This is a genomic window from Serratia sp. CY43202 (genome assembly GCF_052168755.1).
GTDB lineage: Bacteria > Pseudomonadota > Gammaproteobacteria > Enterobacterales > Enterobacteriaceae > Serratia > Serratia bockelmannii.
The window spans coordinates 296047-318591 of the sequence record NZ_JBJNMB010000002.1 but is presented as its reverse complement, the minus strand read 5'-3'; the positions used below and the strand labels follow the sequence as shown (position 1 = coordinate 318591).

The 22545-nt window shown below is 59.4% G+C and carries 26 protein-coding genes; 16 read left to right on the top strand and 10 right to left on the bottom strand.

Features of this window, described 5'->3' with window-relative positions; genetic code table 11:
• Nucleotides 1–26: 26 nt before the first annotated feature.
• From tcyN to ACJ8J5_RS03325, 7 genes are all read right to left on the bottom strand, one after another.
• Nucleotides 27–779: an L-cystine ABC transporter ATP-binding protein TcyN gene (tcyN, locus tag ACJ8J5_RS03355; protein ID WP_089195983.1), complete on the bottom strand. Its 753-nt coding sequence runs from the start codon at nt 777–779 to the stop codon at nt 27–29.
• 3 nt (nt 780–782) lie between these two features.
• A complete protein-coding gene (gene tcyL / locus ACJ8J5_RS03350) occupies nt 783–1445 on the bottom strand; it encodes a cystine ABC transporter permease (protein WP_025303237.1) in 663 nt (220 codons plus the stop codon).
• On the bottom strand, nt 1445–2245 hold the full coding sequence (gene tcyJ / locus ACJ8J5_RS03345; protein ID WP_025303238.1) for a cystine ABC transporter substrate-binding protein: 801 nt from the start codon (nt 2243–2245) through the stop codon (nt 1445–1447). The genes tcyL and tcyJ overlap by 1 nt, the downstream gene beginning before the upstream one ends.
• A 115-nt stretch (nt 2246–2360) precedes the next feature.
• Nucleotides 2361–3353 (bottom strand): D-cysteine desulfhydrase, encoded by a 993-nt coding sequence (locus ACJ8J5_RS03340; protein ID WP_025303239.1) that lies wholly within the window; start codon nt 3351–3353, stop codon nt 2361–2363.
• 125 nt (nt 3354–3478) lie between these two features.
• On the bottom strand, nt 3479–3988 hold the full coding sequence (fliZ, locus tag ACJ8J5_RS03335; RefSeq protein WP_025303240.1) for a flagella biosynthesis regulatory protein FliZ: 510 nt from the start codon (nt 3986–3988) through the stop codon (nt 3479–3481).
• 55 nt (nt 3989–4043) lie between these two features.
• Nucleotides 4044–4766 (bottom strand): RNA polymerase sigma factor FliA, encoded by a 723-nt coding sequence (locus tag ACJ8J5_RS03330; RefSeq protein ID WP_004934752.1) that lies wholly within the window; start codon nt 4764–4766, stop codon nt 4044–4046.
• 182 nt (nt 4767–4948) lie between these two features.
• Entirely contained in the window at nt 4949–5986 is a 1038-nt protein-coding gene (locus ACJ8J5_RS03325) for a flagellin FliC (RefSeq protein WP_025303241.1), read from the bottom strand.
• Between the two features lie 281 nt (nt 5987–6267).
• Here ACJ8J5_RS03325 and fliD point away from each other — a divergent pair, with 281 nt between their 5' ends.
• The 4 genes from fliD to ACJ8J5_RS03305 all read left to right on the top strand — a co-directional run bounded on the left by fliD (nt 6268) and on the right by ACJ8J5_RS03305 (nt 9642).
• Nucleotides 6268–7668 (top strand): flagellar filament capping protein FliD, encoded by a 1401-nt coding sequence (fliD, locus tag ACJ8J5_RS03320; RefSeq protein ID WP_127146012.1) that lies wholly within the window; start codon nt 6268–6270, stop codon nt 7666–7668.
• Between the two features lie 26 nt (nt 7669–7694).
• Nucleotides 7695–8105 carry a flagellar export chaperone FliS gene (fliS, locus tag ACJ8J5_RS03315; RefSeq protein ID WP_025303243.1) on the top strand — a complete coding sequence of 137 codons (411 nt, stop codon included), beginning with the start codon at nt 7695–7697 and terminating at the stop codon, nt 8103–8105.
• Nucleotides 8105–8473 (top strand): flagella biosynthesis regulatory protein FliT, encoded by a 369-nt coding sequence (gene fliT / locus ACJ8J5_RS03310; protein WP_004934765.1) that lies wholly within the window; start codon nt 8105–8107, stop codon nt 8471–8473. The genes fliS and fliT overlap by 1 nt, the downstream gene beginning before the upstream one ends.
• Nucleotides 8474–8781: 308 nt before the next feature.
• Nucleotides 8782–9642, top strand: a complete 861-nt coding sequence (locus ACJ8J5_RS03305; RefSeq protein WP_025303244.1) for a helix-turn-helix transcriptional regulator — start codon at nt 8782–8784, stop codon at nt 9640–9642.
• Between the two features lie 479 nt (nt 9643–10121).
• On the opposite strand, the gene ACJ8J5_RS03300 is transcribed toward ACJ8J5_RS03305, so the two are convergent.
• Entirely contained in the window at nt 10122–11051 is a 930-nt protein-coding gene (locus tag ACJ8J5_RS03300) for a LysR family transcriptional regulator (protein WP_025303245.1), read from the bottom strand.
• A 128-nt stretch (nt 11052–11179) separates the two neighbouring features.
• Between ACJ8J5_RS03300 and ACJ8J5_RS03295 the strand changes: the two genes are divergently transcribed.
• Nucleotides 11180–11779, top strand: coding sequence for an FMN-dependent NADH-azoreductase (locus ACJ8J5_RS03295; RefSeq protein WP_025303246.1), 600 nt, complete (start codon nt 11180–11182; stop codon nt 11777–11779).
• A gap of 173 nt (nt 11780–11952) precedes the next feature.
• Here the strand turns inward: ACJ8J5_RS03295 and ACJ8J5_RS03290 are convergent, their stop codons facing one another.
• Nucleotides 11953–12153: a hypothetical protein gene (locus tag ACJ8J5_RS03290; RefSeq protein ID WP_025303247.1), complete on the bottom strand. Its 201-nt coding sequence runs from the start codon at nt 12151–12153 to the stop codon at nt 11953–11955.
• Between the two features lie 80 nt (nt 12154–12233).
• Nucleotides 12234–12548 carry a flagellar hook-basal body complex protein FliE gene (fliE, locus tag ACJ8J5_RS03285; RefSeq protein ID WP_025159836.1) on the bottom strand — a complete coding sequence of 105 codons (315 nt, stop codon included), beginning with the start codon at nt 12546–12548 and terminating at the stop codon, nt 12234–12236.
• A gap of 315 nt (nt 12549–12863) precedes the next feature.
• Here fliE and fliF point away from each other — a divergent pair, with 315 nt between their 5' ends.
• The 11 genes from fliF to fliP all read left to right on the top strand — a co-directional run bounded on the left by fliF (nt 12864) and on the right by fliP (nt 22531).
• Nucleotides 12864–14558 carry a flagellar basal-body MS-ring/collar protein FliF gene (gene fliF, locus ACJ8J5_RS03280; protein WP_049204117.1) on the top strand — a complete coding sequence of 565 codons (1695 nt, stop codon included), beginning with the start codon at nt 12864–12866 and terminating at the stop codon, nt 14556–14558.
• Nucleotides 14555–15547, top strand: a complete 993-nt coding sequence (fliG, locus tag ACJ8J5_RS03275) for a flagellar motor switch protein FliG (RefSeq protein WP_025303249.1) — start codon at nt 14555–14557, stop codon at nt 15545–15547. Before fliF ends, fliG begins: the two co-directional genes overlap by 4 nt.
• Nucleotides 15540–16244, top strand: coding sequence for a flagellar assembly protein FliH (gene fliH / locus ACJ8J5_RS03270; RefSeq protein ID WP_442520467.1), 705 nt, complete (start codon nt 15540–15542; stop codon nt 16242–16244). Before fliG ends, fliH begins: the two co-directional genes overlap by 8 nt.
• The gene (gene fliI / locus ACJ8J5_RS03265; RefSeq protein WP_004934781.1) at nt 16244–17605 is read left to right on the top strand and encodes a flagellar protein export ATPase FliI; all 1362 of its coding nucleotides are present in this window, start codon (nt 16244–16246) and stop codon (nt 17603–17605) included. Before fliH ends, fliI begins: the two co-directional genes overlap by 1 nt.
• A gap of 21 nt (nt 17606–17626) precedes the next feature.
• Nucleotides 17627–18073 (top strand): flagellar export protein FliJ, encoded by a 447-nt coding sequence (fliJ, locus tag ACJ8J5_RS03260; RefSeq protein WP_043138615.1) that lies wholly within the window; start codon nt 17627–17629, stop codon nt 18071–18073.
• Nucleotides 18070–19299 (top strand): flagellar hook-length control protein FliK, encoded by a 1230-nt coding sequence (locus ACJ8J5_RS03255; RefSeq protein ID WP_414104413.1) that lies wholly within the window; start codon nt 18070–18072, stop codon nt 19297–19299. The genes fliJ and ACJ8J5_RS03255 overlap by 4 nt, the downstream gene beginning before the upstream one ends.
• A gap of 165 nt (nt 19300–19464) precedes the next feature.
• Nucleotides 19465–19950 carry a flagellar basal body-associated protein FliL gene (gene fliL / locus ACJ8J5_RS03250; protein ID WP_406903620.1) on the top strand — a complete coding sequence of 162 codons (486 nt, stop codon included), beginning with the start codon at nt 19465–19467 and terminating at the stop codon, nt 19948–19950.
• Nucleotides 19951–19955: 5 nt separating this feature from the next.
• Nucleotides 19956–20960: a flagellar motor switch protein FliM gene (gene fliM / locus ACJ8J5_RS03245; RefSeq protein WP_025303254.1), complete on the top strand. Its 1005-nt coding sequence runs from the start codon at nt 19956–19958 to the stop codon at nt 20958–20960.
• Nucleotides 20953–21369, top strand: a complete 417-nt coding sequence (gene fliN, locus ACJ8J5_RS03240; protein WP_038876868.1) for a flagellar motor switch protein FliN — start codon at nt 20953–20955, stop codon at nt 21367–21369. The genes fliM and fliN overlap by 8 nt, the downstream gene beginning before the upstream one ends.
• Nucleotides 21369–21773: a flagellar biosynthetic protein FliO gene (gene fliO / locus ACJ8J5_RS03235; RefSeq protein WP_025303256.1), complete on the top strand. Its 405-nt coding sequence runs from the start codon at nt 21369–21371 to the stop codon at nt 21771–21773. The genes fliN and fliO overlap by 1 nt, the downstream gene beginning before the upstream one ends.
• Complete coding sequence (gene fliP / locus ACJ8J5_RS03230) at nt 21770–22531, top strand: flagellar type III secretion system pore protein FliP (RefSeq protein ID WP_025303257.1); 762 nt, start codon at nt 21770–21772, stop codon at nt 22529–22531. The genes fliO and fliP overlap by 4 nt, the downstream gene beginning before the upstream one ends.
• Nucleotides 22532–22545: the final 14 nt, after the last annotated feature.

Here is a 22545-nt window from a genome sequence, read left to right as displayed (position 1 = left end):
CGGTCGGGGGAAACGCCCCCGACGCCTTATTGATTCCGGAACTTGTCGAGGAATTGCTGGGTGCGCTGATGCTGCGGGTTGGCGAACAGCGCTTTGGCCGGGCCCTGTTCGACGATGCGGCCGTGATCCATAAAGATAACCCGGTCGGCCACGTCGCGGGCGAAGCTCATCTCATGCGTGACGATCACCATAGTGCGTTTCTCTTCCGCCAGTGAGCGCATGGTATTGAGCACTTCCCCCACCAGCTCGGGATCGAGCGCCGACGTCGGCTCATCGAACAAAATCACCTCCGGCTGCATCGCCAGCGCGCGCGCGATAGCCACCCGCTGCTGCTGCCCGCCGGACAGACGCCGCGGATAAGCCTGCTCTTTGCCGCTCAGGCCCACCTTGGCCAGCAACGCGCGGGCGCGCTGTTCCGCGCTGGCTTTCGCCTCGCCTTTAACGATAACCGGCCCTTCGATGATGTTTTCCAGCACCGAACGGTGCGGGAACAGGTTGAAGTTCTGGAACACGAAACCGACCTGCTGACGCAGCGCCCGCACCTGATTTTTCTGTTTGCTCAGCGGCTTGCTGCCGTCGATCAGGATATCGCCGACGCGAATGGTGCCGGAATCCGGCTCCTCCAGCAGGTTGATGCAGCGCAACAAGGTGGTTTTCCCCGAACCGCTCGGCCCGATGATCGCCACCACTTCGCCGGCGTCCACCGCCAGATCGATCCCATGCAGCACCGTCTGACCCTTGAACTGCTTGGTCAATTGCTTAACTTCAATGGCACTCATGCGCTACTCCTGATCCTGGCGATTAACGTGGGCTTCCAGACGGTTTTGCAGCGCGGAAAGCAGGGTTGCCATCACCCAATAAATCAGCGATGCCGCCAGGTACATGGTGAACACTTCCAGCGTGCGCGAGGTGATCAGCTGCGCCTGGCGGAACAGTTCCGGCACCTGTATGGTGGCGGCCAGCGAGGTGTCTTTCACCAGGCCGATAAAGCTGTTGCCCAGCGGCGGCAAGGCGGTGCGCGCCGCCTGCGGCAAGATCACCCGACGCAGGGTTTGCCAACGGGTCATACCGATGCTGGCGGCGGCTTCCCACTGCCCTTTGTCGATCGACGAAATCGCCGCACGCAGCGTTTCCGAGGTGTAGGCGGCGGTATTGAGCGACAGGCCAATCAGCGCCGCCGGGAAAGGATCGAACTCGATGCCGAACTGCGGCAGACCGTAATAGATCATAAACAGTTGGGCGATCAACGGCGTACCGCGGAACAGCGACACGTAGATACGCGACAGCCACGACAGCGGCCAAAGCGGTGAAAGACGCATCAGCGCCAGCAGAAAACCGAGCAGCAACCCCAACGCCATACCGCCCAGGCTGAGCTGAAGCGTCAGTATTGCGCCCTTCAATAAAAATGGCGCTGAATCCAGCGCCAGTTGAATACTTTCGTGCATTATTTAGTTACGTCCGCGCCAAACCATTTCTCGGAGATCTTCGCCAGCGTGCCGTCTTTTTGCATCTCGGCGATCGCCTGGTCAATCGCGGCCAGCAGCTCTGGGTTGTTCTTGCGCAGCGCCACGCCGGATTCCTGGCGAGAGAACGCCGGGCCGGCTACCGCCAGCGTATCGCCGGTTTTCTTCACCAGATCCAGCGCCGCCAGGCGATCCACCAGAATGGCGTTGATGCGGCCAACGCGCAGATCCTGATACTTGGTCGGATCGTCGTCGTAGGTGCGCACGTCTACGCCCTGCACGTTCTCGCGCAGCCATTGCTCATAGTTGGTGCCCAGGCCAACGCCGACCTTCTTGCCCTTCAGGTCCTCCGGCTTGGTGATGGTGCCTTCGTTGCCCTTTTTCACCAGCGCCTGAATACCGGAAACGGTATACGGAGTGGAGAAGTCATATTTCTTCTTGCGCTCATCGGAGAGCGTCACCTGGTTGATAACCACGTCGATACGTTTCGAGTCCAACGACGCCAGCATGCCGTCCCACTTGGTCGGGTTCAGCTTGGCTTTCACGCCCAGATGTTCCGCCAGCGCGTTGGCGAAATCCACTTCAAAACCGGTCAACTTGCCGTCTTCACCCTGGAAGCTGAACGGCGGATAGGTGCCTTCCAGCCCGACGATCAGCGTGCCGCGCTGTTTCACCTGCTGCAGCAGGTTATCAGCGGCGTAGGTTTGAGTCGTCACACCGGCGGCCAACGCAATACCCACCACGCCCAACAACCATTGACGACGAACTTTCGCAAACATCATAAACACCCCTGTGTGTTATTTATCTTTTTTGATATCAGCACTTTAACAGTGCGACCGCCCGCATAAAGGAATATAACTTTATAAATATAGTTCAAAATGGAATAACAAGCGGTTTTTACACCTGCGGATGGTAGGCGAACAGCGCCGGCGCACCACCGGTGTGAACGAACAGAATAGGGCCCTCATCGCGGAAGCGCCGCTGGGCGATGCCGTCGATCAAACCGGCCATCGCTTTGCCGGTGTATACCGGATCCAGCAACACGCCCTCTTGCTGCGCCAGCAGCTGCACGGCCGCCATGCCCTCTTCGTTCGGCATGCCGTACTGCGGCGCGAAATAATCGTCCCACAGCGCGATCGGCGCCAGCTCGTCGATATTCAGCGAACAAGCCAGGGCTTTCTGGATCTGCTCCACCTTCGGCAGTTGATCGATCACGGTGCGCGAGACCGTCACGCCGATCAACTCGGTTTCCGGCAACAGCTGCTGCAATCCTACCGCCAGCCCGGCGTGAGTGCCGGCGCTGCCGGACGCCACCACCACAGAACTGAACGCCACGTTGCTGCGTTGGCTCTGTTCGGCAATTTCCAATGCGCACTGCACGTATCCCAGCGCGCCCAGGGCATTGGAACCACCCACCGGCACCACGTAAGGCCGGAACCCCTGCGCCTCAAGGCGCGTCGCCAGTTCCGCCAGCTGTTGCTGCGGATCGTGCAGCGCTTCGCACATCACCACCTCGGCGTTGAACAGGCCGAGCAACAGGCGGTTGCCGTTGGTCAGGTAGTTTTCCGCGCGGGTGTCGATAGGGTTTTCCAGCAGCGCGACGCAGTGCAGGCCCAGCTTCGCCGCCACCGCCGCCGTCTGGCGCACGTGGTTGGATTGAATGGCGCCGGCGGTGACCAGCGTATCGGCGCCTTGCCTCAGCGCATCGGCGGCCAGAAACTCGAGCTTTCTCAGCTTGTTGCCGCCCATGGCCATAGGAGTGACATCGTCACGTTTAAGGTAGATTTCGCGGCCGAGGTAATCGGAGAGACGGGACAGCTTTTCGAGCGGTGTGGCGGTGCCAACCAGATCCAGACGCGGAAATTGCGCCAGTTGTTGTTGCAGGTTCACTACTTCCCCCCAGGGAATCGAATATCAACATCTGATAACCGATAGATTTAGCAGATGTGAACTGAATAATCATCCTTTATCACGGGGGAAACAGCAGGCCCCGGCCCAACGGCCGGGGAAAAGTCTCAGTAGCTGCGCTGCCAGGCGAGATACTGATCGTATTTGCGCAGCGCAATGCGGTAGTTATTGTGCGCCGCGGTAGGCAGATCGTCGATGATGCGCTGATGGCTGGCGCTGCTGGCGAATTTATCCGCCGGATAGTTGCGCGCCACCAGCATTTCGTCCAGCCGGCGCAGCCGCACTACATACTCACGGATAGTGCTGTGGCTCATCTCGGTCTGTTCGAACAGATACTGCTTGAACGCCATGATGTCGAAATAGCTCGGGTGGCTGTTGCAGGAGATCTCGCTGCAAAAGCGGCACAGCGCGGTCAGCTCGTGCTGCACGTTTTGCCAGACCGCATCGTCGATCGGCTGATCCATGCGCGCGATGGCTTCTTTATTGATAATCTTGCCGCGAAACACCAGCGCCATGCGGTCCAACAGTTTGCCGCACTGGGAGCAATGGGTCTGGCTGTGCTTGTAGTCTTTCAGGTAACGGCTAAGCGGCCGTTTCTTCAACAGTATTCCTGGCATAAAGGGCAGTCCGATTGTCGCATGAGTCATCGAGTTGAGGGGCGGCGGGTCGCCGTCAGGTATCGTTCGCCAGCCGCGCACGCAGCCGTTTGATCGCCTGACTGTGCAGTTGGCTGACGCGGGACTCCCCGACGTCCAGCACGGCGCCGATCTCTTTGAGATTCAACTCTTCCTGGTAATACAGCGTCAGCACCATTTTTTCGCGCTCCGGCAACGCCTCGATGGCGTCAATCACCCGCTGGCGCAGGCTGCCTTCCAACAGGTGATGCAGCGGGTTGGCCTCTTCATGCCCTTCCAGCATCGGTTCCGCGTTCTCGCCATGCTCCTCGCGCCATTCGTCGTAGGAGAAAAGCTGGCTGTTATTGGTGTCCAACAGAATTTGACGGTACTCATCCAGCGAGATATTCAGCGTCTGCGCCACTTCCGTCTCGCTCGCCGGGCGGCCGTAACGCTGTTCCAGTTGCCGCATCACCTGCGCGACCTCGCGCGCATGGCGCCGCACGCTGCGCGGCACCCAGTCGCGGCTGCGCAGCTCATCGAGCATCGCGCCGCGAATGCGCTGCACCGCATAGGTGGTAAAGGCGGTTCCCTGTAGGGCGTCATAACGCTCAACGGCGTTCAATAGCCCGATTCCCCCGGCCTGCAGCAGGTCGTCAAGCTCCACGCTGGCGGGCAGCCTGACCTGCAGGCGCAACGCCTCGTGGCGCACTAACGGCACGTAGCGCAGCCAGAGAGAATTTTTGTCCATCACGCCTTCGGCGGTATACAGATCGCTCACTATGTCTTAAACCTGCGGATAAGAGAGTCAGCGCTATTATGCGTAGGGGGCGAAATGCCAATCGGCTGAACAGTCGCACAAAACAGGCTTTATTTGCGCCATGTAATAACCGCGCGGTGCGCGAGCATAAAAAAACCCCGCCTAAGCGGGGTTTCTTTGCGACAGTTAATCGGGAGAGACGATTAACGCAGCAGGGACAGAACGTTCTGAGTAGACTGGTTAGCCTGTGCCAGAACAGAGGTGCCAGCCTGTTGCAGGATGTTGGCACGGCTCATGTTGGACACTTCGGTCGCGTAGTCAGCATCCTGGATACGGGACTGAGAAGCGGACAGGTTGTTCACGGTGCTGTTCAGGTTGTTGATAACAGAATCGAAACGGTTCTGTACCGCACCCAGAGAAGAACGCAGGCCGTCAACCTGTGCCAGCGCTTTGTCCAGAGTGTCCAGTGGCGTTTGTTTCAGATCGGCATCTGCACCAGCAGTCACTTTACCATCATCAGCGATGGTTGCGGCTTTATAAGTTTTAGCACCATCTGAAGCGGTGGTTTGGACATAGAAAGCTTCCTTGCCGTCTTTATCTTTGGCAGTTACTAAAGCTTCGCCATCTTTCAGACCCGATGTTTTAGAATCGTAAGTGATGTCTTTAGTACCGTTATTGATTGTAGCGCCGTCAGCGATAGCTACTGGTTTTGCAGTTACATCAAATTTTTCCAGGCCCAGTTGCTTAGCGTCGATTTTTTTCAGGTCGATATCGATGGTTTCACCGTCGTTAGCGCCAACCTGAATGGTCAGTTTCTGATCGCTGCTCAGCACTTTCACGCCGTTGAAGTCAGTTTGTTCGGAGATACGGTTGATCTCTTTCAGGCGCTGAGTGATTTCGTCCTGGATAGAGTTCAGGTCGCTGGTGGAGTTGGAACCGTTCTGCGCCTGTACGGTCAGACGACGGATGTTCTGCAGGTTGTCGTTAACTTCGTTCAGTGCGCCTTCAGTGGTCTGCGCCAGAGAGATACCGTCGTTGGCGTTGCGAGAAGCCTGAGTCAGGCCTTTGATGTTCGCGGTGAAACGGTTGGAGATCGCCTGACCCGCAGCATCGTCTTTCGCGCTGTTGATACGCAGACCGGAAGACAGACGCTCAATCGCAGTGCCCAGAGAAGACTGAGATTTGTTCAGGTTGTTCTGCGCCATCAGCGACAGGCTGTTAGTGTTGATTACTTGTGCCATTGTTTGCTTTCCTTACGAGTCAGTTGCGTTCTTCGCAACACGGTTAAAAGGTTCGGGCTTATTTGCCCACGGCGTCAACCACCGTCCCCTCAGGTATCGGCCCTCCCCTAACAACCTTTAGCAATTTTTTAAAATTTTTTGCGTCTGCGGCAATGGCAGAAATAACGCGGTTTTTCCCTCCTCTATTGCGCCATCGGTTTTTTGCTTTTATCGGTAAACTTTTTCATCACTGGGCCGATAACGCGTAAAGCGAATAAAGTCATCATCAAGGAGAATTACTCATGGCAACGATCAGTTCATTAGGTCTCGGCTCAGGACTCGACCTCAACGGCTTGCTGGATAAGCTGACCAAAGCGGAACAACAGCGTCTGACCCCTTACACCACCAAGCAATCCAGCTATAACGCCCAGTTGACCGGTTACGGCACGTTGAAAGGCGCGCTGGAAAAATTCGACAACCTCAGCAAAGAGATGGCGAAGGAGGATTTCTTCAAGGCGACTACCGCCACCGAACACGACGCCTTTAAAATCACCACCAACGCCAAGGCGGTGCCGGGCAACTACGTGGTAGAAGTCAAGAACCTGGCGCAGGCGCAAACTTTGACCACTCAGGCGAAAGTCAGCGACCAAGGCGCTAAATTAGGTACCGAAGGCGCCACCGACCGCTCGCTGACCATCACCGCCGGCAACCCGCCGAAAGAAACCAAAATCCCGCTCAGCGACGATCAAACTTCGCTGGTTGAGCTGCGCGACGCCATCAACGGCGCCAAAGCCGGCGTCACCGCCAGCATCATGCGCGTCGGCGACAACGATTATCAATTGGCGGTCAGTTCCTCCACCACCGGCGAAAACAACAAGATTTCCCTCCAGGTCGATAACGACGATAAGCTGGGCGATATCCTGAACTACAACGCCACGCGTGGCACCTCCACCGCCATGAAGCAGACGGTCGCGCCGCAGGATGCGGAGCTGATGGTGAACGGCACGGCCATCAAACGCAGCACCAACTCGATCAGCGATGCCCTGCAGGGCGTCACCATCGATTTGAAAACCAAAACCAAAACCGATGAACCGCAGCACCTGGTGATCAGCACCAACACCGCCGGCACCACCGACAAAATCAAAGAGTGGGTCGACAGCTATAACTCATTGCTGGATACCTTCAACGCGTTGTCCAAGTTCACCCCGGTGAAAACCGGCGAAGCGCCAAACCCCAGCAACGGTCCGCTGCTGGGCGACAACACCCTGCGCGGCGTTCAGTCGTCGATCAAAAGCGCCCTGAGTGCAGCCCAGGACAACCCGGAGTTGAAAGGCCTGGGCAACCTCGGCATTTCCACCAACACCAAAACCGGCAAGTTGGAAATCGACAGCGCCAAGCTGAAGAAAGCGATGGATGAGAAGCCGGATCAGGTCAGCAACTTCTTCGTCGGCAACGGCAAAGACACCGGCATGGCCACCGAGATCCACAACCAGATCCAAAGCTACATCAAATCCGGCGGCATCATCGAGAACTCGACCAAAAGCATCAACACCAACCTCGATCGCCTGAACAGCCAGATCACCACGGTCACCGCCAGCATTCAGAACACCATCGATCGTTATAAACAACAGTTCGTTCAGCTGGATACCATGATGTCGAAAATGAACGGCACCAGTAACTATTTGGCTCAACAGTTCAAGTAACCCTTTAACAAGGTAAAGAAAACAGCATGTATAACCGTAGCGGCACTCAGGCCTATGCGCAGGTCAGTCTGGAAAGCGGCGCCATGAGCGCCAGCCCGCACCAGTTAATCGTGATGTTGTTCGACGGGGCGCTCAGCGCCCTGCTTCGCGCACGCATCCTGATGAACCAGGGCGATATCGCCGGCAAAGGTATGGCGCTGTCCAAAGCCATCAACATCATCGACAACGGCCTGAAAAGCGGCCTCGATCCTCAGCAGGGCGGCGAGATCGCCGAAAACCTGGCGGCGTTGTACGACTATATGAAGCGTCGGCTGATGCAGGCCAACCTGCACAACGACGAAGCGGCGATCGCCGAAGTGGTCAAACTGCTGGAAAACATCGCCGACGCCTGGCGCCAGATTGGCCCTAACTACCAACCTTCGCAGGACGCCATGTAATGGAACGTCAACAGCAGCTGTTAGCCGCTTATCAACAAATTTATAGCCTGAGCAGCCAGATGATCGCGCTGGCGCAAACCGGGCGCTGGGAGGAGCTCGTCGAGCTCGAATTCGCTTACGTGACGGCGGTGGAAAAAACCGCCGCCTTCACCGGGCAAGCCGGCCCGTCAATGGCGCTGCAGGAAATGCTGCGCAATAAGCTGCAACAGATCCTCGACAACGAAACCGAGCTCAAACGTCTGTTACAGCAGCGGATGGATGAGCTGAAGATGCTGATCGAACAGTCCACGCGCCAGAACGTGGTCAACAATACCTACGGCCAGTTTCATGATCGTGCGCTGTTGCTGGGGGAACCACAGGTCCGATAAGATCGACAATACTGACGAAAATGGATTAAATAGCACTATGCGCTATTACTCTCGGGTTACGTTAGGATATTAATCTATGGCATTTGAATTATTCAGTTTATGGGTAATTGGTAAAATGCGCGCTTCGAGCCTGGCTCTCACTTTAATGGATAAACATTATCCCGACACGGACGTTTTCTGTTCAGCAGGAAATTGATTTTTGATAGATAAAACACGCCGCTGTGTTTCACGGCCCATGGAAAAATGTTGCTCCAACGCGGATCAAAGCGTAAAGATATTCTCAGATAATGGCTGCGAAATGAATATCGATGGAACGTACAATTAATCTCTGTCCAGGAATTGGCGCCTCAGCGCACATCATTCAGCATACTGAATTATTATTCCCTTCAGTCTATTTTGAGCAACCACATCTGTATCTGATACAACAAGGCCATAAGCGCGTACGCTGGCAACAACACGAGGTGGTGGCTCATGCCGGCGAGCTGTTGATTATCGACGGGGGGCAAACGGTGGATATTATTAATGGCCCATCCGCAGAAGGTGTTTTCAGCTGCCAGTTGCTGACCTGCGATCCACGGCTGCTCACGATTCAGCCTCCGGCTGAGGAAGCGCCGACGCCAATGCCGTTCGATGCCGTCCTGGCGCTGCGCAACCTGCCCTGCGCCCTGAAGCACAGTTTTGAGACGACCAGCCTGGCGCTGGCGCTCCGGCAGCGGTTTCCCACCATCATCGTGCGGCACAAAATGCTGGAAATTCTACTGTGGCTGGCCCAGTTCGGCATTCGCTTCATCCACAACGAAGCCAAAGACCTCACCCAACGCGTGCGTCGCTGCCTGGCAACCGATCCGCACAGTATTTGGACGGCGGCCAAAGTGGCGGAAAGCCTGTCGATGAGTGAAGTGATGCTGCGCCGCAAACTGTCGATGGAAAATACCGCATTGCGTAATCTGATGATCGACGTGCGCATGAGTAGCGCGCTGGCCCTGCTGCAGTCGACCGACTGGCCGATCTCCGCCATTGCGCAACATGTCGGCTATGAAAGCGCATCACGTTTCGCCGAACGTTTTCGCAAACGTTTCGGTTTCGCCCCTACCGCTATTCGCGGTCATCAAAGGATTATGGAACCCGGCTCTCAAGGCATTGAGTCGCTGGTCGCCGGAGAAACCTAAATAGACGCGTAACAAAATGGCTTTATTTGACACAGATCCCTAACGATTGTCACACCGCCGAGATACGCTACGCAACGTTCATCCGCCGAAGAGCGAAATAAATGATGCGTAATGAAAAGCGATTATTTTCTCTAGCAATCACGTTGTTGGGGCTGTGGCTGTTGGTATTGTTGTATGAAGAAGACATGATGCGTTTACTTGCCGCACAATAAAACGGCCAGGCTTTTTATCGCCTGGTCAGACTTCAGTCCAGTTTAACCAGAACGCCAATTAATACGGCAAGTACCGTCAGCATTAAAATACTGATCAGACGCCATCTGGATTCGCTTTTCGTGCTCATTGACCTGCCTCGAATAATAACCCTACTAATCAGGCTATAATAAACGGTCACCTGCGTATTCAATAAGCCTGACAGCACCGTTTTCGCCCCTCTATTCGGTAGATTAGCGCCCATTCCTTGTCGGTTGCGACACCGGCCATTAGCACGGCAATACCGGTGGTGCCACAAGCGCCAATTTCCCCGGTAGCTCCGCCACCAGTTTTTCCACCGCCAGCCGCACCTTGAGCGGCTGGTAAGGCATATAGGGCCACACGGCATTCACCGGAAAACTGAGGCTGGATCCACCGCGCATGATTTCCACCAGCGTCCCTGCCATCAGCCGCTCGCGTACCAGCCACTCCGGCAGCCAGGCAATACCGGCTCCGGCGGAAACGGCATCGACGATCCCCTGCATGTCATCCATCATCATCTTGGCCGGTGGCCTGAACGACTGCAGCTCACCGTTTTCGCCGCGAAGTTGCCAGGGCAACACGGCGCCGGCGTGCAGATACCCCACCGCCTGGTGTTGGCTTAACGCGTCCAGCGTGCTCGGTTCACCACTGCGCCGCAGGTAGTCGGGCGAGGCGCACAGCAGCATGCCGTGTTCGCCCAAGCGCCGGGCAACCAAACTGCCGCTGTCCGCCAGTTCGCCGATGCGAACCGCCAGATCGAACCCCTCATCGATCAGATCGATCCTGCGGTCGTTGAACGAAATTTCCAGCGTCAGTAAGGGATGCTCATTCGCCAGTGCCGTCATCAAGGGTGCAATGCACAGATGGCCGAACAACACCGGCATCGAGATCCTGAGCCGGCCTCGGACCTGCATCTTGCCACTGTCCAACTGGTTTTCCGCCGCCTGAACGTTCGCCAACGCCTGCCGGCAGTGCTCGTAGTACAACGCCCCTTCATCCGTCAGGCTCAGACTGCGCGTCGTGCGCATAAACAACATCACGCCCAGCCGCGCCTCCAGACGCGACACGATTTTGCTGACCGCAGAACGTGTCAGATGCAGTTTTTCTGCGGCGGCGGCAAAACTGCCGCCTTCCGCTACGGCAACAAACGCCGGCAGTGCGCTGAGATCGCTTTTCATCTTAATGCTTCCAAATTGGAATCAATCAAGTGAAAACCTATCACCACTGGTGAGAATCAGGCAATGGTAACCTGCAGTTATTCCGGAGTCCCGGTGAAAACCACAGATTACCGTCAGAGGACAACAGCATGAAAAAAATACTGGTACTCAAATCCAGCATTATGGGAAACGACTCGCAGACCAATAATCTGATTGACCACTATCTGGCGGCGCGTCGGGCCAAAGGATATGAAGATCAGATCGTCGAACACGATTTGACGGCCTTGGATCTGCCGGTATTGGACGGCGAGCTGTTCGATGCGCTGCGAGGCGCAGAAAACATCAGTCCACGCGCCAAAGCGACGGTAGCGCTCTCCGACCGGCTGATTGCCGAACTGAAAGGGAGCGATCTGCTGCTGATCGGCGCGCCGATGTATAACCTCAACGTTCCAACCCAGCTGAAAAACTGGTTCGATCTGGTGGCCCGCGCCCGGGTGACGTTCAACTATACAGCCACTTACCCAGTGGGGCTGGTAGAAGGCGTCAATGCGCTGGTATTCAGTTCACGCGGCGGCATACACGCCGGCCAGCCGACCGACGCCGTGACGCCGTACCTGCGCTCGGTGATGGGGCTGATGGGGATCGGCGACGTGCAGTTTATCTATGCCGAAGGGCTGGATATGAAACCGCACGGCCTCGCTCAGGGGTTGGCGAACGCCCGCGAGCGGATCGCAGAATTGGCAGGCTGAAGCAAACGCACAGCAGCATTGATTTGTTATAACATAACAAATATGATAACCGCGTCGGCACCACTTCGAGCGGGCGTCGACGCTCCTACATCACATACATAAATGTTTTATCGCACCTTCAGCCAGCTATTTCGATAGCTGGTTTTTTTTGCCTATTGGCTGAAGTCGTGACTTCAGTATTGCCGGGCAGCGCGTTTCATTTCTCGCTCGCCGGGCGACTGCGTTTTCACCGACAGTGGCGCGACAAACGCTTTCCATTCTTTGCCGGCGTCCTGATGAGCCGCATTTTTTTGTGCCGATGAATAGTCATCGTTTTGCCCGGCGCATCCAGACAACGCCATGATACCCAGAGCAAGATACAGCGATTTGTACATCATCCTATCCCGATAAATGACCGTCGCTATAGGGTAACAGCGCCGACCCAAATTTCACTGAAAAATGATCGGCACGTTCATCACACCGGCATATTCATAATATCCTGGTAGGCCGCCACCAGCTTGTTGCGCACCTGTACGCCCAGCTGTAAAGACACCGACGATTTCTGCAGATCGACCATCACATCGTTCAGGCTGATGCCCGGCACGCCCAGTTCGAAATCCTGCGCCTGTTTGCGCGCCGTTTGCTGGGTCTCGCTGATCTTGCCGAGCGCCGCGGTCAGTTCGCTGGCGAAGCTGACGCCCTGCGGCGCCGCATTCTGCCCCATCTTGCCGGCCTGAACCGCCATGGTCTGCATCTGCTGCAGTACCCCTTCAATGCCCTGAATCGCCATCTGATCCTCAATCATCTCGTCTCGCCGGGTGACGTTTTCACCCTGCACTTCTCCAATGATGCACACCCTAGCACAGCGTTTTCAGACCTAAAGCGGTTAATTAACTGCAAAAAACCCGGCTTATCGGGCAATCGGAATCGTCTGATAAGGCGAATAATGGCCTGCCCAGAAATGGGAGCGCCGCTATTTAGAAGATATGTGTATCAGGGAGTCTGTTTTGTCACACAACGCTAACCATACCGTTCATCAGCCTGGCAGGGAGCTGCTCAGCCGCCCATACGGGATCGTGAGCGCCATTGAAGGACGAGACCTAAAATGAGTGCTTCGATAACCGCCGGCGAAAGCCGCGACAACGGCCTGCAAGCCATCTGGAATCGTCTGCGCGCCAACCCGAAAATTCCGTTGCTGGTCGCCGCTTCCGCCGCGATCGCGATCGTCGTCGCGCTGCTGTTGTGGGTGAAAAGCCCCGACTACCGCGTGCTGTACAGCAATCTGAACGACCGCGACGGCGGCGCCATCGTCACCCAGCTGACGCAGATGAATATCCCTTATCGCTTTGCCGAAAATGGCGCAGCGCTGCTGATCCCGGCGGAAAAAGTGCATGAAACCCGTCTGCGCCTCGCGCAGCAAGGGCTGCCGAAAGGCGGCGCCGTCGGTTTCGAACTGCTGGATCAGGAAAAATTCGGCATCAGCCAGTTCAGCGAGCAGATCAACTATCAGCGCGCCCTTGAAGGCGAGCTGTCGCGCACCATCGAGTCGCTGGGGCCGGTGCAAAACGCCCGCGTTCACCTGGCGTTGCCGAAACCTTCGCTGTTCGTACGCGAACAGAAATCCCCTTCCGCGTCGGTGACGCTGACCCTGCAACCCGGCCGTGCGCTGGACGACGGCCAGATCAACGCCATCGTTTATATGGTGTCGAGCAGCGTCGCCGGCCTGCCGCCGGGCAACGTGACCGTAGTCGACCAGGCTGGCCGCCTGCTGACGCAGTCCGACGGCACCGGGCGCGATCTCAACGCCTCGCAGCTGAAATACGCCAACGAAGTGGAAAACGGCTTCCAGCGCCGCATCGAGGCGATCCTCGCCCCGGTGGTCGGCAGCGCCAACGTGCGCGCGCAGGTCACGGCGCAGATCGACTTCGCCACGCGCGAACAAACCGATGAACAGTACCAACCTAACCAACAGCCTGACAAAGCCGCTATTCGCTCTCAGCAAACCAGCCTGAGCGAGCAGATCGGCGGGCCACAGGTGGGCGGCGTGCCAGGCGCGCTGTCCAATCAGCCAAGCGCACCGGCCACCGCGCCGATTGAGACCGCCAAGCCGGCCAACGCCGCAGGCAACAATGCCACCGCGCAAAACGCCGCAACCACCCGCAGCGCGGCGGCCAACGGCGTACCGCAAAATACCCGTCGCGACGCGACCACCAACTACGAACTCGACCGCACCATTCGCCACACCCAGCAAAAAGCCGGCACCGTGCAGCGTCTGTCGGTCGCCGTGGTAGTCAACTACCTCGGCGTAGATAAAGACGGCAAACCGCAGCCGATGAGCAAAGAGCAGTTGGCGCAGATCGAAGCGCTGGTGCGTGAAGCGATGGGCTACTCCAGCAGCCGTGGCGATACCCTGAACGTGGTCAACACGCCGTTTACCGACAGTCAGGTGACCGGTGGCGAACTGCCGTTCTGGCAAAGCCAGTCGTTTATCGATCGCCTGATCGACGCGGGCCGCTATCTGCTGGTGCTGCTGGTGGCCTGGCTGCTGTGGCGCAAACTGGTGCGGCCACAGCTGCAACAGCGCCAGGCGGCGCAACAGGCCGCCATCGCCGCCGCCAATGCCCCTGCCGCCAAACCGGCCGACAGCGGCAAACCGAGCAACGAGGAGCTGGCGCAGCGTCGTAAATCGCAGCAGCGCGTCAGCGCAGAAGTCCAGAGCCAGCGGATCCGCGATCTGGCTGATAAAGACCCACGCGTGGTCGCTCTGGTAATCCGCCAATGGATGAGTAACGAGATATGAGCCTGACCGGAACCGACAAAAGCGCCATCTTGCTGATGACGCTGGGTGAAGATCGCGCGGCGGAGGTGTTCAAGCACCTCTCCTCGCGCGAAGTACAGCTGCTGAGCGGCACCATGGCCGGCATGAGCCAGGTTTCGCACAAACAGCTCGGCGAAGTACTGACCGAGTTTGAAGACGACGCCGAGCAATACGCGGCGCTGAGCGTCAACGCCAGCGACTATCTGCGCTCGGTGCTGGTCAAGGCCCTGGGCGAAGAGCGCGCCGCCAGCCTGCTGGAAGACATTCTCGAATCGCGCGAGACCACCACCGGCATGGAAACGCTCAACTTTATGGAGCCGCAGAGCGCTGCCGATCTGATCCGCGACGAACACCCGCAGATCATCGCCACTATTCTGGTGCACCTCAAACGCGGCCAGGCGGCGGATATCCTGGCCCTGTTCGACGAACGTCTGCGCAACGACGTGATGCTGCGTATCGCCACCTTCGGCGGCGTGCAGCCGGCGGCGTTGGCGGAGCTGACCGAAGTGCTGAACAACCTGCTCGACGGCCAGAACCTCAAGCGCAGCAAAATGGGCGGGGTGCGCACCGCCGCCGAGATCATCAACCTGATGAAAACCCAGCAAGAAGAAGCGGTCATCGACGCGATGCGCGAATACGACGGCGAGCTGGCGCAGAAGATCATCGACGAGATGTTCCTGTTCGAAAACCTGGTGGAAGTCGACGATCGCAGCATCCAGCGTCTGCTGCAGGAAGTGGAAGGCGAGTCGCTGCTGATCGCATTGAAAGGCGCCGAACAGCCGCTGCGCGAGAAGTTCCTCAAGAACATGTCGCAACGCGCCGCCGACATCCTGCGCGACGATCTGGCCAACCGTGGGCCGGTGCGCATGTCGCAGGTGGAGAACGAGCAGAAAGCCATCCTGTTGGTGGTAAGACGCCTGGCGGAAACCGGCGAAATGATCATTGGCGGCGGCGAGGACACCTATGTCTGATCACATTAACACCCTGCCCTGGCAACCCTGGTCGCTCAACGATTTGGGCGAACAGAAACCGGCGTTCGACCTGCCGCCGCTGCCGGATCTCGAACAAAGCGATCCGGCGCCGGACGCGCAGGCCGAATTGCAACAGCAGCTGGCGACGCTGCGGCTACAGGCTGAGCAACAGGGCCAGCAGTTGGGCTATGCCGACGGCCAGCAAAAAGGCTATGAAGCCGGTTTTCAGTCCGGTCTGGAAGAAGGCCGTCAGCAAGGGCTGCTGGAAGCGCAGCAGCAGCAACAGCCGCTGACCGCCCACTGGCAGCAGTTGGTTACCGAATTCCAGCACACGCTGGACGCGCTCGACAGCGTGATCGCTTCACGGTTGATGCAGCTGGCGTTGACCGCCGCCAAACAGGTGCTGGGCCAGCCGCCGGTGTGCGACGGCACCGCCCTGCTCGCGCAGATCCAACAGCTGATCCAGCAGGAGCCGATGTTCAACGGCAAGCCGCAGCTGCGGGTCCACCCGGACGACTACCCCCGCGTCGAGCAACAGTTGGGGGTTACCCTCAGCCTGCACGGCTGGCGCCTGTTGGCGGACGGCGAACTGCATCCGGGCGGCTGCAAGGTCAGCGCAGAGGAAGGCGATCTCGACGCCAGCCTGGCGACGCGCTGGCATGAACTGTGCCGCCTGGCGGCACCGGGAGAAGTCTGATGACCGCGCGTCTCGGCCGCTGGCTGAGTTCTCTGGATACGCTGGAAAAACGCATCGCCCGCGCGCCGACGGTGCGCCGCTACGGCCGCCTGACCCGCGCGACCGGGCTGGTGCTGGAGGCTACCGGCCTGCAGCTGCCGCTCGGCGCGACCTGCCTCATCGAACGGCACGACGCCGGTGAAGTGCAGGAAGTGGAAAGCGAAGTGGTCGGCTTCAACGGCCAGCGGCTGTTCCTGATGCCGCTGGAAGAAGTGGAAGGTATCGTGCCGGGCGCGCGGGTTTACGCCCGCATCGCGCCGGAAGGCCAAAGCGCCGGCAAACAGCTGCCGCTCGGCCCAGCCCTGTTGGGACGGGTGCTGGACGGCAGCGCCAAACCGCTCGACGGCCTGCCTTCACCGGAAACCGGTTACCGCGCGCCGCTGATCACCGCGCCGTTCAACCCCTTGCAGCGCACGCCGATCGAGCAGGTGCTGGACGTGGGGGTGCGCACCATCAACGGTCTGCTGACCGTCGGTCGCGGCCAGCGCATGGGCCTGTTCGCCGGCTCCGGCGTCGGCAAGAGCGTGTTGCTCGGCATGATGGCCCGTTATACCCAGGCGGATGTGATCGTCGTTGGCCTGATCGGCGAGCGCGGCCGCGAGGTCAAAGACTTTATCGAGAACATTCTCGGTGCCGAAGGCCGGGCGCGCTCGGTGGTGATCGCTGCGCCGGCGGACGTATCGCCGTTGCTGCGCATGCAGGGGGCGGCCTACGCCACCCGCATCGCCGAAGATTTCCGCGATCGCGGGCAGCACGTGTTGCTGATCATGGACTCCCTTACCCGCTACGCCATGGCGCAGCGTGAGATCGCCCTGGCCATCGGCGAACCGCCGGCGACCAAAGGCTATCCGCCTTCGGTCTTCGCCAAACTGCCTGCGCTGGTGGAACGCGCGGGTAACGGCATCAGCGGCGGCGGTTCCATTACCGCCTTCTACACCGTATTGACCGAAGGGGACGATCAGCAAGACCCGATCGCCGACTCGGCGCGCGCCATCCTCGACGGCCACGTGGTGCTGTCCCGGCGCCTGGCGGAAGCCGGCCATTACCCGGCTATCGACATCGAAGCGTCAATCAGCCGCGCCATGACGTCGCTGATCGACGAAGAGCATTATCGCCGGGTACGCACCTTCAAGCAGATGCTGGCCAGCTATCAGCGCAACCGCGATCTGATCAGCGTCGGCGCCTACGCGGCCGGCAGCGATCCGTTGCTGGACAAAGCGATGACGCTGTACCCGCAGATGGAAGCGTACCTGCAACAGGGCATCTTTGAACGCAGCGGCTACGATGAAGCCTGTCAACAGCTGCAGCAGTTGATTGTTTAACGTCACCAGAGGCGCACAGCGATGAAATCACAATCTCCCCTGATTACCCTGCGAGATCTGGCGCAGGATGCGGTGGAACAGGCCGCGCAACAGCTGGGCCAGGTACGGCAGGCGCAGCAGGCGGCAGAGCAACAGCTGTCGATGCTGCTCAACTATCAGGACGAATACCGCCAGAAGCTGAATCATACACTTTGCGACGGCATGGACAGCTCTAGCTGGCAAAACTACCAGCAGTTTATCGGCACGCTGGAACAGGCCATCGACCAGCACCGCCAGCAGCTGCTGCAGTGGGGGCAGAAAGTGGATCATGCGGTGAAGCAATGGCAAGACAAACAACAGCGGCTGAACGCTTTCGAGACCCTGCATACCCGCGCCTTAAATGCGGAGCAGCAGCAGGAGAACAAACGGGATCAAAAACTGATGGATGAGTTCGCTCAACGCAGTGCACAAAGGAATATCAACCCATGAATCTGAACGCCCTGCCCGGCCTGGCCTTACCCGGCGACGCCGGCGGCCTGGCCGAACTGACGTCGGCGCTGGATGAGAGCCAGTTGTCGTCGGCCTTCGCCCAGCTGCTCGGCGCACGTTTCGCGCCCGCCGCCGATGGCAAACAGCCGCCGGTCACGCTGAGCGCGGACGAGGAACGCGCCCCGGCCCTGAGCCGCAACCAGCTCAATCAACTGCTAGCCACCTTCGGCGAGCGCGGCGGCCTGCTGCAGAACCCGGCCACCCCAGCCGATGCGCTTTCACCTGAAGGCGCCGAAGCCGAGGCACCCACCGCCGGCGACAAACCGGCGCAACCACCGATCGCCGCCGCCAAAGAGCTGGATGCCGCAACGCTGCAGGCGCTGTACGCCATGCTGCCGGCCGCGCTCGTCGCCCAGGCGCAACCGACCGAAGGCCAACGTTCGCTGCCGGTGGAAAACGCTGACGAGGCGACTGCACTGCTGCCCGGCAATGGCCTGCTGAACATTGCGGCGGCCGGTGATAAAACCGCCGCGCGTTCATCGGCATCCCCTGCTTCGTCGCTGACAGGGGCGAAAACGCCGGCCACCGGCGACGATAATGCCAAGGCGGCGCTCCCGCAACCGACCAGCGGTGAGCGCGCAAGTACCGCACAGCCGCTGCCGGCGAGCGATGCGCAGCAGCAACCGACGCTCAACCATGCCGTCGCCCTGGCCGCCGCCAGCCCAACGCAAACGGCCGCACCGGCCAGCGCACTGGTGACCGCACCGCCTACGCCGCAGCTCAACGCGCAGCTGGGCAGCCCGGAATGGCAGCAGGCGTTGAACCAACAGGTGCTGATGTTCCACCGCAACGGCCAGCAAAGTGCCGAGCTGCGCCTGCACCCGCAGGAGCTGGGCGCCTTGCAGATCACGCTGAAACTGGACGATCAGCAGGCGCAATTGCACATTGCCTCCGCCCACGGTCAGGTGCGCGCGGCGGTGGAAGCAGCGATGCCGCAGCTGCGTCACGCGCTGGCGGAGAGCGGCATCAACCTGGGGCAAAGCAGCGTGGGCGGCGAGTCCACCCCGCAATGGCAACAGGGGCAGCAGCAGGCGTCCAACGGCCAGGGGCGTTCCAGCTATGCTGAACATGCTGGCGGTGAGGCTGCGGCCGCCGACGGCGTCAGCGCGCCGGTGGCGCTGCAGCGCATGGCCAGTGCGGTCAACGGCGTCGATATTTTCGCCTGAGCCGCCGCAAACGCCCAAGCTGGCACCCATTTGCGCGTCTATTCAGGCTATTGCACGCCGTGATAGACGCGATAATACCTTTACATGTCATGCGTGCGGCTTTGCCGCGCGCCATGCCCGCCGCCTCGCAGGCTGCGGGTGGAACAACAGGAATTAGATTTGGCTATGTCTCAGAACACCCTTCCGGCAGCACCGAAACGCTCCCTTCTGGTCATCATGCTGGTATTGATCAGCGTCGTCGCCTGTGGCGCCGCGGGCTACAGCTGGTGGCTGCTGCAACAGCATAAAAACGGCGCCGAACCGGCCGCCGTCAAACAGCAACCGCCGGCCGCGCCGGTGTTCATGCCGCTCGACACCTTTACCGTCAACCTGGTGACGCCGGACAACAACCCGGATCGCGTGCTGTATATCGGCCTCACGCTGCGTCTGCCGGACGAAAGTACCCGCCGTCAGCTGAACGATTTTCTGCCGGAAGTGCGCAGCCGCTTGCTGATGCTGCTCTCCCGTCAGGAAGCGGGCCAGCTGGCCAATGAACAAGGGAAGCAACAGCTGGTGGCGCAGATTAAGGACGTGCTCAGCCCGCCGCTGGTTAAGGGACAACCGAAGCAGGTGGTCAGCGACGTGCTGTTCACCGCCTTCATACTGCGGTAATCACTATGGGCGATAGCATTCTTTCACAGGCAGAGATCGACGCCTTGCTCAACGGCGACAGCGCGGGTGATGAACCCGAAGCGATAGTCGGCAAAGAGAGCGAGGTTAAGCCTTACGATCCGAACACCCAGCGCCGCGTGGTGCGCGAGCGTCTGCACGCGCTGGAAATCATCAACGAACGTTTTGCCCGGCAGTTCCGCATGGGGTTGTTCAACCTGCTGCGCCGCAGCCCGGACATTACCGTCGGCCCGATCAAAATCCAGCCGTATCACGAGTTCGCCCGCAACCTGCCGGTGCCGACCAACCTGAACCTGGTGCATCTGAATCCGCTGCGCGGCACTGCCCTGTTCGTGTTCGCGCCGAGTCTGGTGTTCATCGCCGTCGACAACCTGTTCGGCGGCGACGGCCGCTTCCCGACCAAAGTCGAAGGCCGCGAATTCACCCCGACCGAACAGCGGGTGATCAAACGCATGCTGCGCCTGGCGCTGGACGCCTATGGCGACGCCTGGAGCGCCATCTACAAGATCGACGTGGAGTACGTGCGTGCCGAAATGCAGGTGAAGTTCACCAACATCACCACCTCGCCGAACGACATCGTGGTCACCACGCCGTTCCAGGTAGAGATCGGCGCGCTGACCGGCGAGTTCAACATCTGCATTCCGTTCGCGATGATCGAACCGCTGCGCGAGCTGTTGACCAACCCGCCGCTGGAAAATTCGCGGCAGGAAGACAGCCACTGGCGCGAAACGCTGGTGAAGCAGGTGCAGCACTCCGAACTGGAGCTGATCGCCAACTTCGTCGATATCCCGATGCGGCTGTCGAAAGTCCTGAAGCTGCAACCGGGCGATGTATTACCGATAGACAAGCCGGAACGCCTGATCGCCCATGTGGACGGCGTACCGGTTCTGACCAGCCAATACGGCACGTTAAACGGGCAATATGCCCTGCGTGTTGAACATTTGATTAACCCTATTTTGAATGCTCTGAGTGAGGAACAGCCCAATGAGTGATCCTAAGCAACCGTCTGGCGAAGGAAAGGAATCCGTAGACGATCTGTGGGCTGATGCGTTTAACGAGCAGCAGTCGACAGAGAAATCCGGCGCGAGCACCGAAGGGGTGTTCAAGTCGCTGGAAGCTCAGGATGCGCTCGGCAGCCTGCAGGATATCGACCTGATCCTGGATATTCCGGTCAAGCTGACCGTGGAACTGGGGCGCACCAAGATGACCATCAAAGAGCTGCTGCGCCTGTCGCAAGGCTCGGTGGTGGCGCTGGACGGCCTGGCCGGCGAGCCGCTGGACATCCTGATCAACGGTTACCTGATCGCACAAGGTGAAGTGGTGGTGGTGGCCGACAAGTTCGGTGTGCGCATCACCGACATTATCACCCCGTCCGAACGCATGCGTCGACTGAGCCGCTGATGACCGTTGCGGCGCCCGTAACCGTTCAAAGCAGCCAATCCCCCGCCGCGCCGGCCCTGCCGGCCGGTTCGGTGTTGATGCAGGTCAGCAGCGCGCTCGGCGGCATTCTGCTGCTGATCCTGCTGGCCGGTTGGCTGTTCCGTCGGCTGGGTTTCGCCCCGCAGGCGCGCAACAACAAACTGCTCAACCTGCGCGCCAGTTGCCAGGTCGGGCAGCGCGAGCGCGTGGTGGTGGTGGAAGTCGATGACACCTTGCTGGTACTGGGCGTCACCGCCCAGCAGATCACCCCGCTGCACACCCTGCCCGCCCCGCCGAAAGACGAGGGCGCGGCCGACGTGGCGACGCCGGCGGACTTCCGCCAACTGATGCAAAAAGTTCTGAAACGCCCGGAAAAATCGGCATGACCTCGACTCTTCATACCCTCGTCCGCCGTCCGGCGGTTTGGCTCCCTGCCGCCCTGCTGTTCATCAGCCCGGCGGCTTTGGCACAACTGCCGGGGCTGATCAGTCAGCCGCTGGCCAATGGCGGCCAAAGCTGGTCGCTGCCGGTGCAGACGCTGGTTCTGTTGACCTCGCTGACCTTCCTGCCGGCCATGCTGCTGATGATGACCAGCTTCACCCGCATCATCATCGTGCTCGGCCTGCTGCGCAACGCGCTGGGCACGCCTTCGGCGCCGCCGAACCAGGTGATGCTGGGGCTGGCGTTGTTCCTGACCTTCTTCATCATGTCGCCGGTGTTCGACAAGGTTTATCAGGACGCCTACCTGCCGTTCAGCCAGGACAAAATCGGGCTGGAAGTCGCGCTGGATAAAGGCGCGCAGCCGCTGCGCGAATTCATGCTGCGCCAAACGCGCGAAACCGATCTCGCGCTGTACGCCAGACTGGCCAATCAGCCGCCGCTGGCCGGCCCTGAGGCGGTGCCGATGCGCATCCTGCTGCCCGCCTACGTCACCAGCGAACTGAAAACCGCCTTCCAGATCGGCTTTACGGTGTTCATTCCGTTCCTGATTATCGACCTGGTGGTCGCCAGCGTGCTGATGGCGCTGGGGATGATGATGGTGCCGCCCGCCACCATCTCGCTGCCGTTCAAGCTGATGCTGTTCGTGCTGGTCGATGGCTGGCAGCTGCTGCTCGGCTCGCTGGCGCAGAGCTTCTATTCGTAACCCCTGACCGGAGA